This window comes from Mycolicibacterium confluentis (assembly GCF_010729895.1).
GTDB lineage: Bacteria > Actinomycetota > Actinomycetes > Mycobacteriales > Mycobacteriaceae > Mycobacterium > Mycobacterium confluentis.
Genome location: NZ_AP022612.1, coordinates 4,676,575 through 4,690,821 on the forward strand (window position 1 = coordinate 4,676,575; position 14,247 = coordinate 4,690,821).

General features: G+C 68.3%; 13 protein-coding genes. 6 read left to right on the forward strand and 7 right to left on the reverse strand.

Annotated features, from left to right (window positions below; translation table 11 throughout):
* The first annotated feature begins 156 nt into the window (after positions 1 to 156).
* Positions 157 to 1,344, forward strand: coding sequence for a thiolase family protein (locus G6N34_RS22135; protein WP_085156968.1), 1,188 nt, complete (start codon positions 157 to 159; stop codon positions 1,342 to 1,344).
* Between the two features lie 60 nt (positions 1,345 to 1,404).
* On the opposite strand, the gene G6N34_RS22140 is transcribed toward G6N34_RS22135, so the two are convergent.
* From G6N34_RS22140 to G6N34_RS22155, 4 genes are all read right to left on the reverse strand, one after another.
* Positions 1,405 to 1,704, reverse strand: a complete 300-nt coding sequence (locus G6N34_RS22140; RefSeq protein ID WP_085156971.1) for a hypothetical protein — start codon at positions 1,702 to 1,704, stop codon at positions 1,405 to 1,407.
* An 8-nt stretch (positions 1,705 to 1,712) separates the two neighbouring features.
* Positions 1,713 to 3,209, reverse strand: a complete 1,497-nt coding sequence (locus G6N34_RS22145; RefSeq protein ID WP_085156974.1) for a class I adenylate-forming enzyme family protein — start codon at positions 3,207 to 3,209, stop codon at positions 1,713 to 1,715.
* A 220-nt stretch (positions 3,210 to 3,429) separates the two neighbouring features.
* Complete coding sequence (locus tag G6N34_RS22150; RefSeq protein WP_085156977.1) at positions 3,430 to 3,984, reverse strand: dihydrofolate reductase family protein; 555 nt, start codon at positions 3,982 to 3,984, stop codon at positions 3,430 to 3,432.
* Complete coding sequence (locus G6N34_RS22155; RefSeq protein ID WP_272937826.1) at positions 3,984 to 4,925, reverse strand: helix-turn-helix domain-containing protein; 942 nt, start codon at positions 4,923 to 4,925, stop codon at positions 3,984 to 3,986. Before G6N34_RS22155 ends, G6N34_RS22150 begins: the two co-directional genes overlap by 1 nt.
* A gap of 36 nt (positions 4,926 to 4,961) precedes the next feature.
* On the opposite strand from G6N34_RS22155, the gene G6N34_RS22160 reads away from it, so the two are divergent.
* Together G6N34_RS22160 and G6N34_RS22165 are read left to right on the forward strand one after the other, a co-directional pair.
* Complete coding sequence (locus G6N34_RS22160) at positions 4,962 to 6,158, forward strand: acyl-CoA dehydrogenase family protein (RefSeq protein WP_179965791.1); 1,197 nt, start codon at positions 4,962 to 4,964, stop codon at positions 6,156 to 6,158.
* The gene (locus G6N34_RS22165) at positions 6,155 to 7,234 is read left to right on the forward strand and encodes an acyl-CoA dehydrogenase family protein (protein ID WP_085156983.1); all 1,080 of its coding nucleotides are present in this window, start codon (positions 6,155 to 6,157) and stop codon (positions 7,232 to 7,234) included. The genes G6N34_RS22160 and G6N34_RS22165 overlap by 4 nt, the downstream gene beginning before the upstream one ends.
* On the opposite strand, the gene G6N34_RS22170 is transcribed toward G6N34_RS22165, so the two are convergent.
* The gene (locus tag G6N34_RS22170) at positions 7,235 to 8,092 is read right to left on the reverse strand and encodes an arylamine N-acetyltransferase family protein (RefSeq protein ID WP_085156986.1); all 858 of its coding nucleotides are present in this window, start codon (positions 8,090 to 8,092) and stop codon (positions 7,235 to 7,237) included.
* Positions 8,093 to 8,190: 98 nt separating this feature from the next.
* Complete coding sequence (locus G6N34_RS22175) at positions 8,191 to 8,967, reverse strand: crotonase/enoyl-CoA hydratase family protein (RefSeq protein ID WP_085156989.1); 777 nt, start codon at positions 8,965 to 8,967, stop codon at positions 8,191 to 8,193.
* Positions 8,968 to 9,174: 207 nt separating this feature from the next.
* Here G6N34_RS22175 and G6N34_RS22180 point away from each other — a divergent pair, with 207 nt between their 5' ends.
* Genes G6N34_RS22180 through G6N34_RS22190 form a run of 3 tightly spaced genes read left to right on the forward strand, consistent with a single transcriptional unit; the run spans position 9,175 to position 12,826 of the window.
* Positions 9,175 to 9,915 carry a 1-acyl-sn-glycerol-3-phosphate acyltransferase gene (locus G6N34_RS22180; protein WP_085157296.1) on the forward strand — a complete coding sequence of 247 codons (741 nt, stop codon included), beginning with the start codon at positions 9,175 to 9,177 and terminating at the stop codon, positions 9,913 to 9,915.
* 6 nt (positions 9,916 to 9,921) lie between these two features.
* Positions 9,922 to 11,559, forward strand: coding sequence for an acyl-CoA ligase FadD12 (fadD12, locus tag G6N34_RS28135; RefSeq protein ID WP_085156991.1), 1,638 nt, complete (start codon positions 9,922 to 9,924; stop codon positions 11,557 to 11,559).
* A complete protein-coding gene (locus tag G6N34_RS22190; protein ID WP_234813110.1) occupies positions 11,528 to 12,826 on the forward strand; it encodes an alpha/beta hydrolase in 1,299 nt (432 codons plus the stop codon). Before fadD12 ends, G6N34_RS22190 begins: the two co-directional genes overlap by 32 nt.
* Here G6N34_RS22190 and G6N34_RS22195 read toward each other — a convergent pair.
* Complete coding sequence (locus G6N34_RS22195) at positions 12,795 to 14,210, reverse strand: WS/DGAT/MGAT family O-acyltransferase (RefSeq protein WP_085156997.1); 1,416 nt, start codon at positions 14,208 to 14,210, stop codon at positions 12,795 to 12,797. The genes G6N34_RS22190 and G6N34_RS22195 overlap by 32 nt on opposite strands.
* Positions 14,211 to 14,247 lie beyond the last annotated feature (37 nt).

Sequence of the window (14,247 nt, forward strand, 5' to 3'; positions counted from 1 at the left end):
CCCTTTTTCACCGCGAGCAGACGCGGAATCGCACGGTTCCGGTCCGGAATGTGCGAGTCCGCGTCTGCTCGGCGTTTCACGGCACTACGCGTTACGGTAATATCGTTCTCTGTAAACTGACATGCCATTCTCAGGCCGTCGAAACTCGGAGAGCCAATGACCAGACAGAGCAAGGCCGCGATCATCGCCGCCGCCCGCAGTGCGATCGCCACGGCACGCAAGGGCACCCTCGCCAACATGCAACCCACCGAGGTGGCGAAGCCCATAGTGGCGGCTGCGGTCGAACGCTCGGGCCTCGAGGTGTCGGCCTTCGACGACCTGATCCTGGCCGAGAGCCTGCAGGGTGGCGGCGACAGCGCCCGCTACATCGCGGTCGACCTGGGTTTCGAGAACATCCCGGGTGCCGCGGTCAACCGCCAGTGCGCGTCGAGCCTGGCCGCGATCGCCTTCGGCGCTGGGCAGATCGCCTCGGGTATGAGCAACGCCATCCTGGCCGGCGGCATGGAGTCGCTGTCGAACATGCCGCAGTTCCTCAAGCGCAAGGCGTTCACGTCCGGCAAGGAGGCCGGTGACTTCGAGCGTTGGGCCCCGATGGCCAACCCGCTGAGTTCGCCGGACGCCCCGCCCTACGACATGTCGATCACGGTCGCGCACAACTGCGCCGTGGAGTACGGCATCACTCGCGAGGATCAGGACGCCTGGGCCCTGCGCAGCCATCAGCGCGCCGTCAAGGCCATCGACGCCGGTTCGTTCGTCGACGAGATCGTGCCCATCGAGGTGCCGCAGCAGGACGGTTCGACCATCACCTTCGCGCAGGACGAGCATCCCCGCCGCGATTCGTCGCTGGAGACGCTGGCCGGCCTCAAGGTGCTGCACCCCGAGATCGAGGGCTTCTCGGTGACGGCGGGCAACTCGTCGGGCACCAACGACGCCGCGGCCGTGGTGGCCCTGGCCGCCCCGACGACGCAGCAGAACGTGCTGGCCAACGTGCTGTCCTGGTCGCAGGTCGGTGTGGCACCCAAGCGCACCGGCAGCGGTCCTATCTACGCAATCCCGAAGGCGCTGGAACTCGCGGGCCTGAAGATCTCCGACGTCGCGCTGTTCGAGATCAACGAGGCCTTCGCCGCTCAGGCCGTGGCCTGCACCCGACAGCTCGGTCTCGACGAGGACCTGGTCAACGTCTACGGGTCCGGCATCAGCCTCGGCCACCCGATCGCGGCCACGGGCGCGCGCATGGTCACCTCGGCCATCCACGAACTGCGTCGCCGCGGCGGCGGCATCGGTGTGCTGTCGATGTGCGCGGGTGGCGGCATGGGCGCCGCGATGGTCATCGAGGTCGTCTAACCCCGACATCGGAAAAAACGCCGCCCCGGGTCTCCGGGGCGGCGTTTTTCCTGTATTCGGTCAGTCGCTGGCGGGCAGCGGCTTTGCCTCCTTGAGGCTCAGCGGTGTGGCGCCGACTGACAGCGTGCCCTTTCCGGCCTTGGTGACCAGCACCTCGGCGCCCGAGTCGTCGACGTAGCGCTTGCCCATCGCGGTGCCGTCGGCGAATGCGGGATCGATGTCACCGCCGGACTTCTCGGCGTCCAAGGCGACCATCGGCGAACCGCCGCAACGCAGATCGTCGAGCGCGTCGGCAGTCTTGACCACGATCACCTGCGTGTCGTCGACCTGACTCTGCAGGCGCGTGCCGTTCTTCACCATGGGGCCTCCTACTTGTCGTGTGTGTCCTGCAGGCTTGCGACGATCTCCCGCCGCAACAGCTTGCCGGTGGCATTGGTGGGCAGTTCGGTGGTGAACACCACCCGGTCCGGGGTGCGCGACCCGCGCAACTGACCGCGCACGTGCTCGCGCAGTTCCTCGGGATCGGGATCGATGCCGACGACCGGGACCACGACCGCGACGATGGCCTGACCCCACTGCGCGTCCTCGACACCGACGACCGCGACCTCGTGCACGTGCGGATGCTCGATGAGCACGTCCTCGAGTTCGGCAGGCGCGATGTTCTCCCCACCCCGGATGATGGTGTCGTCGGAGCGGCCCGTGATGAACAGGTAGCCCTCCTCGTCGAGCGCGGCGATGTCCTTGGTGGGGAACCAGCCGTTCTCGTCGAGCACCGAACCGATGCCGGTGTACTTGCCGGAGACCTGCTCACCTCGGACGAACAGTTCGCCGGGTTCGCCGGGGCCCAGCACATTGCCCGCCTCGTCGCGGATCTGCACCTCGATGCCGGGTACGGGCTGGCCCACCGATCCGAGTCTTTTCGCGATGGCCTCGTCGTCGTTGCCGTGGGCCACGCGGTGGTCGTCGGGCGTGAGCACCGCGATGGTCGAGGATGTCTCGGTCAGCCCGTAGGCGTTGACGAAACCGACGTGCGGAAGCAGTCCCAGGGCCTTGCGCACCAGCGGCAGACCGACCTTGGACCCGCCGTAGGCCAGGTTGCGCAGCGTGGGCAGGTCGTGGCCGCCGGCCTCGAGCACCGTGACGATGCGGTCCAGCATCGTCGGCACCACGGTCGCCGACGTGACGCCCTCCTGCTCCACCAGACGCACCCACTCAGCGGCGTCGAAGTTGGGCAGGTACACCATCTTTCGGCCCGCGTACAGGTTCGACAGCGCGGCCGAGACACCGGCGATGTGGTACGGCGGCACACAGATCAGCGCGGCATCTGTCGGCTCGGCCGCACCGAACTCGACCGTGCCCGTGATGTAGGACGTCAGATTGTTGTGACTCAACTCCACAGCCTTGGGCGCCGACGTGGTGCCCGAGGTGAAGAGGACGACGCCGACGTCGTCGGGATCGGCGAACTCCGCGACCGGATCGGCCGTCTTGGCCGCGGCGAGGAACTCCGAGGATTCCATGACCGCGATGCCGGCGTCGCCGACCATGTCGCGGTAGCGCTCGTCGACGACCACCAACGGCTTGGGCAACCGCTCGATCAGCGCCTGGATGCCCTCTGCCGAGAGGCGGTAGTTGATCGGGGTGAACGCCCGCGCGGCGCGCGCCGAGGAGAACAGCAGCAGCGGCAGCAGCGCGCCACCGGTCCCGACGTACACCACATGCTCGGCGCCGGCGGCCGCGATCACACCCGCACCACCGTCAGCGAGGTCGGACAGTTCCTGCGTGCTCAGGCGGGTATCGTCCGAAACGACCGCCACCCGGTCAGGGTCGCCGGACAGGGCCATCTCCAACAGCAGTGAGATGCTCATCGCCACCGCCGGGGAGTGGCGTTTTCGAATTCGAAGAACATGATTCTCCGATTAAACCACAGGGCGTCGGCCTGCCAGAAGGGTCAAAAACGGCCCCGGTGGGGCCTGCGAGATCACCGCGGGGCCGGGGTGCCGCCGAGATTGCGCTGAGGGTCGTTCGGCACCGCGACTGACAGCCCTCAGGGCAATCTCGGCGGGGCCGACAGGCTATCCCCTAGGCCTATCCCCCAGCCCCCATCCCCCAGCTCCTATCCCCCGCTCTGCGCCAGCGCGCGCAGACGAAGTCGGCGTTGACCCCCGAATCGGCCAGCACCCACTCCGACCTGGTGGGCAGCAGACGCGCGCCCGCGCCCAGCGTGCAGGGCGCATACGTCACGATCATCTCGTCGATCAGGCCGGCGCCCTGGAACTGTGCGGCCACCTCTCCCCCGCCCACGATCCACACGTCCTTGCCGCCCGCGGCCTCGACCAGACGCGGATGCAACTCTTCGGCGGGTCCGGCGAACGTCTCCACGGGATGACCGGGGGCGATGATCTCGGGGCGGTGCGTGATGACCCAGGAGGGCTGGGTGTACATCCACTCGCCGGGATGGTTGCGCAGGATCCAGTCATAGGTCTTCGACCCCATCACCAGCGCGCCGATCGTCGAGATGAAGGCCTCGTAGCCGAACGGCCCGTCGGCGTCGACGGCCCGCGACGTCAACCAATCGAGGCTGTCGTCGGTGTCGACGATGAACCCGTCCAGGCTCGAGGCGGTGAAGTACACGGTCGACATCAATGGCTCCTCATCCAGTCCAGGGGGTCGCCCATCCCGGCGGGCACGCCCAGGCGTGCCAGCATGGCCCGCGCGAGTCCGCGGCGGTGAGCGGAGTAGGTCAGCACGTGCGCGACGATGCCGAACAGCTGGAACGACTCGGGTGGATCGCACAGTGCGTCGATCACGGTGTCGGACAACCTTCCCCGCGCCGTGACGTCGGTGACCATGGCCACCCATCGACGGCTGACGTCGTCGTGGTGGGCGGCCAGGTCCTGCGGTGTCGTCGCGGGATCCGCGTGCTCCCGCGACGGCTGGTCACGGCCCTCGATGCTGGCCAGCCACACCTCCTTGGTCCACACGATCGCAGCGAGCACCGCGCCGACGCTGGGTTCGGGACCGTCCCACTCCAGCACCACCTGGCCCGGCGAAAGCTCCTGTGTCCATTGGTCTTTCGTGAGGCATTCGGCCCGCCGGATCAGGTGCGCGGTGTCGGCGATGTCATGGTCGATCATCAACCGCGACACCGCGGAGTCCTGATGGCCACCGGGTTCGGCGTCGATCCACAGCGACTGCGGCGGGTGGAAGTGCAGACCGTTGGGCGCGGGCAGCCGAAAACCGCGCCCGGACTCCGCGACCTGTGACGGCGGGACGCCGAAACTGCGCCGGAACGCTCGGGAGAACACCTCGGGCGACGACCAGCCCTCGGCCGCGGCGACCTCCGCGACGCCCTCACCGCGCCCCAGCCGCCACGCGGCCCTCTCGAGCATGATCCTGCGCCGCAGCGCCGCGGGTGGTTCTCCGGTCAGTCGCCGCACCTCGCGAGAGAAGTGGAACTCCGACGCATGGATGCGCCGCGCCATGTCCGGCACCCCGGCCGCGGACTCGTCACCGGGCACGACCGCGTCAAGCAGTTCCCGTAATCGGTCTCGTCCGGTGCCCACGAACGGTTCGGCGCTCACGTTGTCCGAGTATTCCGTGCAGGGCCCGCCGTGGACATGACGATTCCTGCTGCGCCGTGCGTGCAAGGATTGACCGCCGTGAGCAGTTTCGACGCGTTGTGCGCCGACGAACCCGAACTGGCGGCGCTGCGCGCCTCGGTCCGCGACTTCCTGACCGCCGACCGCGCCGAGTACGGCTGGGAACCCGGTGTGGACACGTGGCTGTCGGCGTGGGAGGAGGGCTTCAGTGCGCGCCTCGGTGACGCGGGATTCCTGGGCCTGACGATTCCCACCGAGTACGGCGGTCGCGGCCTGAGCCATCTTCACCGCTACGTCGTCACCGAGGAACTGCTGGTCGCCGGCGCCCCGGTGGCCGCGCACTGGATCGCCGATCGGCAGGTCGCGCCCGGTCTGCTGGCCTACGGCACCGAGGAGCAGCGGCACCGCATCCTGCCCCGCATCGCCGCGGGTCGGTTCTACTCGGCGATCGGCATGAGCGAACCCCAGTCGGGTTCCGACCTGGCCGCCGCGGCCACCCGGGCGACGCGCACCGACGGCGGGTGGGTGCTCAACGGCCGCAAGGTGTGGACCAGCGGCGCACACCTGGCCCACCAGGTGGTGGTGCTGGCCCGCACCAGCCCACCCGATCCCGACCATCGCCATGCCGGGTTCAGCCAGTTCCTGGTGCCCACCGACGCGGGCGGGGTCACGATCGACCCGATCGTGTCGATGGACGGCCAACACCACTTCAACGAGACCATCTTCGACGACGTGTTCGTCCCGGACGCCGACGTGCTCGGTGAGATCGGTGACGGCTGGCATCAGGTGACGGCCGAGCTGTCCTTCGAACGCAGCGGGCCCGAACGGGTGTTGTCCACGGTCACCGTGATTTTGGCGGCGATCCGCGCGTTGGCGCAGCAGTCGTCCGACGCCGGTGCGGCCGCGGTCGGCGATCTGGTGGCCCGCCTGGTGTCGCTGCGGCAGTTGTCGGTGTCGGTGGCCCGCGCGCTCGCGGCCGGGGAGTCCGCCGCCAACCAGGCCGCCCTCGTGAAGGATCTGGGCACGCGGTTCGAGCAGGACTCCGTCAACCTGGTCACCGACCTGCTGGACCACCTCGACGACGACTCCCCGCATCAGGACCGGTTGCGCGCGATGCTCGACATCGCGCGCGTGCACTCGCCGATGGTCACGCTGCGTGGAGGCACCAACGAAGTGCTGCGCGGTGTCGTGGCACGCGGGATGGGGTTGCGATGAGTGACGCATTGGCGGGCGGGGTCTTCGCGACTTCGGGCGGCGACGGATCCTCCGACGAGCACAGCGAGTTGCGCGCGCTCGTCGACGACATCGGCCGCCGGTCGTTCGAGGCCCGAATCGGGCAGCGAAAACTGCCCGAGGCGTTCGACTCCGAGGCCTGGTCCACTCTCGAGGACACCGGCCTGAGTCGGCTGACCACCACCGAGGATCTCGGTGCGGGCCCCACCGAGGCCGCCATCGTGCTGCGCGGCCTGGCCCGGCACGCGGTCGCCGCGCCCGTCGCCGAAACCGACCTGCTGGCCGCCTGGCTGGCGCAGACCGCGGGCGTGCCGGTGCCGGAAAGCGGACCGCTGACCCTGGCCGTCGTGGACGCCGACGGCGCCGCGCGCGGCGTGCCGTGGACACGGGCCTGCGCGGCGGTGGTGCTCGCGGCCCGCACCGACGACGGATTGCGGGTGGCGGTCGCGCGCCCCGACGAGTTGGACATCACCGACGGGCACAACCTGGCCGGCGAACCCCGCGACCTGGTGCGCGCCGCCATTCCCGCCGATGCCGTGCCGTGCGGCGCCGCCGTCGCCGACGAACTGACCCGGCGCGGGGCGTGGGCGCGTTGCGTGCAGATCATGGGTGTGCTCGACGCGGCCGCCGAGATGACCGTGGCCCACACCCGCGAGCGCGTGCAGTTCGGGCGGGCGCTGAGCCGCTTCCAAGCCGTCCAGCACTCCCTTGCCGGCATGGCCGGGGAGATCGAAAGAGCGCGTGCTGCAAGCACACTCGCGGTGACAGCCGCGGCCGACCATGGGTTCGCCAGCGCGCAGGCCGACTACGCGGTGACGCTGGCCAAGATCACCCTGGGTCGTGTGGTCCCGGCCGTCAGCACCACGGCGCACCAGTTGCACGGTGCGATCGGGGTGACGATGGAGCATCAGCTGTGGTCCGCGACCAACCGCGCACACAGTTGGATCACCGAGTTCGGGAGCACGGGTCACTACGCGCGCAGACTTGGCCGACGCGCCTTCGACGCGGCGGGTGGCTCCGACGGAACGCTGTGGGATGCGCTGACCTGGGCGCAGTGATCAGGCGTCCAGCACCTCGGTGATCCGGTCGTGCACGTCCCCGATCCCGCCCACGTCAAGGCCGAAGGTGTTCATCAGCACCTCGAGCACCTGGGAGGCGTTCGCATAGCGGACGTGCTCGGTGGGGGCGCCGACGCTGTGCACCGCGAGATTTCGGCCCCGCAGGTTCCACCGCGCTCCGTCGACGATCTTCGACGCGCTCAGGCCCACCACAAACGTCGATTCGGGATGCGTTGAGACGTACCAGCTTCCGACCTGAAGGTCGATCGGAGGACGGGGTTCGTCGGCGAAGAGGTACAACGGCCGCCAGGTGTCACCGATCAGCGTCTCGAGCACGAAGTCGCCCCCGTGGACGCCGATGCGGTACGGCTCGTTCGGAGTCTGCTGCACCAGGCCGGGCGTGAATTCGATGGGCGCCGTGAGCGTCTGCCCGCCGAAGCCGACGTCGACCAGATACCGCTGTGCCACACCCGGTATGCGCACCGCAAGGAGTTGATGCGTGAGCGGGCCCGGCGTCGCATCGACCCCGTCGGGATTCATCCACACCACGCGGGCCGTCAGGGCGTCGACGAAGAAACCCACGCTCTCAAGCACGTACCGGAACAGGCCGTTCTGCTCGAAGCAGTAACCGCCGCGACTCCGGTGCACCATCTTCGCGAAGAGCGCTTCGACGCTCAGATCACCAACCGGAATGCCCATCAGCGGGTCGAGGTTCTCGAACGCGATGTGCGTCAGGTGCGCGCTGACCAGGGCGCGCAGCACGTCCAGCGTCGGTGCGACTGGTCCGGCCCAGCCGATGCGTGCCAGGTAGTCGCCGACGTCGACTGTCGACTCAACCCGCAGTGCCTCTGCAACCATGCCGCCATGCTGCCGCCTCAACCCAGGTTGAGGTCAAGCGAGTTTTCGACACCGAACTGCGGTTGCCGAGAGCCACTCCCTCGGCAACCGGTGTCAGATCAGCTGCCGGTCCAGTTGGGGGCGCGCTTCTCGGCGAAGGCGACGGCCCCCTCCTTGGCGTCCTTGGACATGAACACCGGCGCGAGGATCTTCATCTGCTCGGTCCACTGCTCCTCTGCGCCCCAGTAGCGCGACTGCACGATGATCTTCTTGGTCGCGGCCACGGCCAGCGGACCGTTGGCGGTGATCTTCTCCGCGAGCGCGATCGCGGCGTCGAGGGCCTGACCCGGTTCGGCCAGCACGCTCACCAGACCGAGCTCATGCGCCCGCTGCGCGGACAGGTTGTCACCGGTCAGCGCGAGCTCCATCGCGATGGCGTACGGGATGCGCTGCGGCAGGCGCAGCAGGCCGCCGCCGCCTGCCACCAGCCCACGCTTGACCTCGGGGATGCCGAAGGCCGAATCGTTGGCGGCCACGATCAGGTCGGTCGACAGCGCCACCTCGGTGCCACCCGCCAGGGCGTAGCCCTCGACCGCAGCGATCAGCGGCTTGTCCGGCGGACGCTGGGTGAAGCCCAGGCCCCGTCCGTCGATGTCGCAGCGCTCGCCGCGGGCGAATGCCTTGAGGTCCATGCCGGCACAGAAGGACCCTCCGGCGCCGGTGACGATGCCGACGGACAGACCGGGGTCTGAATCGAGGCGGTCCATCGCGTCGGCGAGGCCCTGGCTGACGGCCAGATTCACGGCGTTCTTCGCCTTGGGCCTGTTGATGGTGACGATCAGGATGCGGTCGCGCTGTTCGACCAGAACTGCGGGTTCGGTGCTCTCTTCGCTCACGCCGCCATCGTAAACGGTACGGTAAGCCCATCGGGGGTTGCCCCGATCTTCGGATTGCCCACAACACCCGAGTGGTCGGTACCATCAAAACTAGAACACGTTTCAATTCGGCCCCAGGGGGACACGGTGAGCCCGAGCAACGCCAACGATGTCGACATCAGCGCCGGTGAGATCGCCAAGTGGGATCCCGGCCTGACCGAGACCGTGATGGGCCTGATCCGGCCGCTGACCAAGCTGTGGCACCGCTCGGAGGTGCGTGGACTCGAGCACTTCCCCGCCGGCGGCGCCCTGGCGGTCGGCAACCACTCGGGCGGCCTGTTCGCGATGGACGTCCCGGTGTTCGCTATCGCCTTCTACGACCACTACGGCTACGAACGTCCGGTGTACACGCTGAGCTTCGATCTGATGTTCACCGGTCCGACGGCCGACTTCTTCCGCAAGACCGGATTCATCCCCGCCAACCACAGCAACGCCGACGAGGCCTTGCGCTCGGGCGGCGTCGTCGTCGTCTTCCCGGGAGGCGACTACGACGTCTACCGCCCCACCACGGCCCGCAACAAGATCGATTTCGGCGGACGCACGGGCTACATCACGGCCGCGCTCAACGCGGGCGTGCCCATCGTGCCGGTGGTCGGCATCGGCGGCCAGGAGAGCCAGATCTACCTGTCCCGCGGCACCGAACTGGCCAAGCTGCTGCGCCTCGACAAACTGGTGCGGGCCAAGATCCTGCCGCTGTCGTTCGGCTTCCCGTTCGGTCTCTCCGCCGTGGTCCCGGTGAATCTGCCCCTGCCCACCAAGATCGTCCAGCAGGTGCTCGAACCGATCGACATCGTCGCGCAGTTCGGGGAGGACCCCGACATCGACGAGGTCGACGCCCATGTGCGCCGCGTCATGCAGCGCGCCCTGGACCAGTTGGCGCAGGAGCGCCGTTTCCCGGTGATCGGCTGACCTCAGATGCCCAACATTCCGGTTCTGGGCCAACTGGCCTCCCCGGTGCTCTCGGCTGCCGGTCTCCTCACCACGATGGCCCGCGCGGGCGTGATCGCCCCCATGCGCCCCGACAAGTACCTGCGCGTGATGGCGGCGGCGCAACGCGAAGCCCGTTCGGTGGCAAGCGGTTTCGCCATGTCGGCCCAGCGCAGTCCGGACTCCGTGGCGCTCGTCGACGAGATCGGTGAGCTGACCTTCGCGCAGATCGACCGGCGGGCCGACGCGTTGGCCGTCGCACTGCAGGAGCAGGGTGCGCGCTGCGTCGGCATCATGTGCCGCAACCACCGCGGGTTCGTCGAATCCCTGATCGCGGCCACCCGGATCGGCGCCAACGTGCTGCTCCTGAACACCTCGTTCGCCGGTCCCGCCCTCGCCGAGGTGGTCAACCGGGAGAACGTCGACGTGCTCATCTACGACGACGAGTTCACCACGACCGTGGATCGCGCCCTGGCCGATCGTCCGGAGGCCACGCGCGTCGTCGCCTGGACCGACGCCCCGCAGGGCAACCAGACCGTCGAGACGCTCATCGAGTCCCACCTCGGACGCCGGCCCGCACCGCCCGAGTCCCGGGGGCGACTGATCCTGCTCACCTCGGGCACCACGGGAACGCCCAAGGGCGCCAAGCACGCCGGCGGCGGACTGGGCGAGCTCAAGGCGATCCTGGATCGGGTGCCGTGGCGCACCGACAAGACCGTCGTGGTGGTCGCCCCGATGTTCCATGCCTGGGGCTTCTCCCAACTGGTGTTCGCGGCCTCGATGTCGTGCACTGTGGTCACCCGCCGGAAATTCGACCCCGAGGCCACGCTGGAGTTGATCGACCGGCACCGCGCCTACGGCCTCTGTGTCGTGCCGGTGATGTTCGACCGGATCATGGATCTGCCCGACGACGTGCGGGCCCGCTACAGCGGACGCTCGCTGCGGTTCGCCACGGCCTCCGGATCCCGCATGCGCCCCGATGTGGTGACCAAATTCATGGATGAGTTCGGCGACGTCATCTACAACAACTACAACGCCACCGAGGCCGGCATGATCGCCACCGCCACCCCGGCTGACCTGCGGGCCGCTCCCGACACCGCGGGCCGACCCGCGGTGGGCACCGAGGTGCGCATCCTCGACGCCGAACACCGAGAGGTCCCGGTCGGTGACATCGGCCAGATCTTCGTGAGAAACGGATCACAGTTCGACGGGTACACCAACGGCGCCACCAAGAGCTTCCACGACGGCTTCATGGCCTCGGGCGATCTGGGCCGATTCGATGATGCCGGAAGGCTTTTCGTGGTCGGACGCGACGACGAGATGATCGTCTCGGGCGGCGAGAACGTCTACCCCATCGAGGTCGAGAAGACCCTGACCACGCACCCGGACGTCGCGGAGGCGAGCGTCATCGGGGTCGAAGACCAGGAGTACGGTCAGAGGTTGATGGCCTTCGTCGTCCTCACCGACGGCGCCGCAGCGTCCCCCGATGACCTCAAAGCACACGTCCGGGAGAACCTGGCCAATTACAAGGTGCCCCGAACCATCACCGTGCTGGACGAACTGCCCCGCAACAACACCGGAAAGGTGCTGCGCCGTGAACTTGAGGCTCAGGCGAAAACCGAATGACAAGTGGACGCTGGCCCGTGCCGCGCTTGAATTGGCCAACGCCGCCAACGGCGTTCGACCGCTGGCACGCAACGGGTACCTGTCCATCCCTGTCTTCGCATTCGGCTGGCCCACCACGGAACTGGCGCCGTTCTACCTGACCGCGTCCGCGGCCGACGCGCTGCGCCGCGGTATCCGCGGCGACTTCGCCAGCAGGCGTGGCCGCCTCGCGCTGCTGCTGCACGCCGTCTCGTGGGGCCTCCTCGCGCTGTTGACGCGCCGCAACGTCGCGTCCGAACCGTACTTCGACGCGGGTCTGAAGGAGGCGCTGGGCGAGAACTACCGCGAGATCGCGGCCACGTCGCAGCCGGCCCAGCAGGCCCGCAAGCACGCAGGCGTGGTCGGCACCGGCTTGTCCCGTCGTCGCTACGTCGAGAAGACCGAATCCATCTCATACGGCCCCTACGGCGGCGCCAACCTGGCCGACATCTGGCGGCGCGGCGATCTGCCCAGAGACGGTAAAGCACCCGTGCTGCTGCAGGTCCCCGGCGGCGCCTGGACCATCGGCATGCGGCGCCCACAGGCCTACCCCATGCTGAGTCATCTGGCCGAACGCGGGTGGGTGTGCGTGTCGATCGCCTACCGGGTCAGCCCGCGCAACACCTGGCCCGACCACATCGTCGACGTCAAACGCGCGCTGGCCTGGATCAAGGAGAACATCGCCGACTACGGCGGCGACCCCGACTTCGTGGCGATCACGGGCGGATCGGCCGGCGGACACCTGACCGCGCTGACCGCCCTGACCCCCAACGACCCCGACTTCCAGCCCGGGTTCGAAGACGCCGACACCTCGGTGGTGGCGGCGGTGCCGGTGTACGGCCGCTACGACTGGTTCAGCACCGAGGGTCGCGGCCGCCGCGAGTTCATGCAGCTTCTGAGCTGGGTGGTCACCAAGGTCGGGCTGACCAAGGGCCGGCAGCTGTACCTCGACGCCTCCCCGATCAAGCGCCTGCGCGCCGACGCGCCGCCGTTCTTCGTCCTGCACGGCACCGACGACTCACTGATTCCGGTGCCCGAGGCACGCGAGTTCGTCGACGCGCTGCGTGAGGTGTCGAACTCGGCCGTCGCCTACTCGGAGATCCCGCACGCCCAACACGCGTTCGACATCTTCGGCTCACCGCGTGGGCACTACACGGCCGAAGCGATCGAGCGGTTCCTGTCCTATGTGCAGGCGCGCAGGCACGTGACGGCGGAGGCTATTGCGCCATCGCCTTCTCGACAACCCTGAGTGGCTCGGAAAGCCCTGCCGCACGGCGGATCTCGATGAACTCGGCAACCATTGCGGTGGTCAGTTCGTGCGCGTCGTCGAGCGTATCGCTGTCGGCGAGCACCGAGATGTTGAGCTGGTCGACGTAGCTCCACACCGTGATGTTCAGGCCGCTGGCCGCGGTGACCGGGCCGACGCTGTAGATCTCGGTCACCAGGGCGCCGCCCACCCGCCCGTACTCACGCGGGCCGGGAACGTTGGAGATGTTGAGGTTGAACACCTTGTTGGCGACGTCCTTGCCCGACAGCCAGCGGAACAGTGCCTCCATCCCGGCCGGCGGCACGTAGTCCGACCAGCGGCTCACCAGTTCCGGGCCGATCAGGAAGTTGCTCTCCTTGGCGGTGGCCGCGGCGTCATGCGTGTGCTGGACCCGGCTCAACGGGTCATCGAGGTGCACCGGCACCGGCATCAGCACGCCGGTGAACCGGTTGCCCGAGATGCGTTCCGGGGAGAAGTCGAAGCTGACCGGTACCGAGGCCAGCAGCGGATGGTCGGCGTGACCGTCGTAGCGCAGCAGCAGTTTGCGCAGTGCACCGGCCGAGATGCTCAGCACCAGATCGTTGATGGACACGTCCAGCGCGCTCTTGGTGTCCTTGATGTCGGCCAGCGACAACGACGCGGTGGCGAATCGCCGTTCCGGGCTGATCTTGTGGTTCATGAACGTCGGGGGCGGGGTGAACGGCCGGGTCAGTTCCGGAGAGAACTTGCGGGAACTGCGGCGCACACGCTGCACACCTTGGGCGGTGTACTTCAGCGTCGAAGGCGCCTTGCCGATCTGGCGGAAGTGATCGCGGAACGCCGACCGCACGAGCTGTGACCGCGTGGGCGCTGGGTCGGGGGCGTAGGACGGCCCCGCCGCTGGGCCGGCCTGCAGGTCCATTCCCCGGGCCAGCAGGTTGGCCGAGGCCACTCCGTCGGCCAGGGCGTGGTGGATCTTGTTGACCACGGCGATCCGGCCGTCGGCCAGTCCGTCGATGTAGTACATCTCCCAGAGCGGACGACTGCGGTCCAGCTGGGTGGATCCGATCTCACCGATCGCGGCGTCGAGTTCGCGGCGGCCGCCTGGGGCGGGCAGCGTCAGCGGCCGAACGTGGTATTCGAAGTCGATGTCGCAGTTCTCCCGCCACATCGGGTGGTGGAACTTGAACGGGATGTCCACCAACTCCCAGCACAGCGGTTCCAGCAGGTGCAGCCGACTCCGGATGACATCGCGGAACTCGTTGACGCCGAACGTGCGGTCGCCCATGTCCACCATCTCGACGATCGCGATCTTGAGGGTGTGCATGTGCACGTTGGGCGCTTCGCTGTAGAGCAGGAAGGAATCCCACCCCGTGAGTCTTTTCATCGCACCCCTCCGTTTCACCCCGCCCCTGCACGGGACA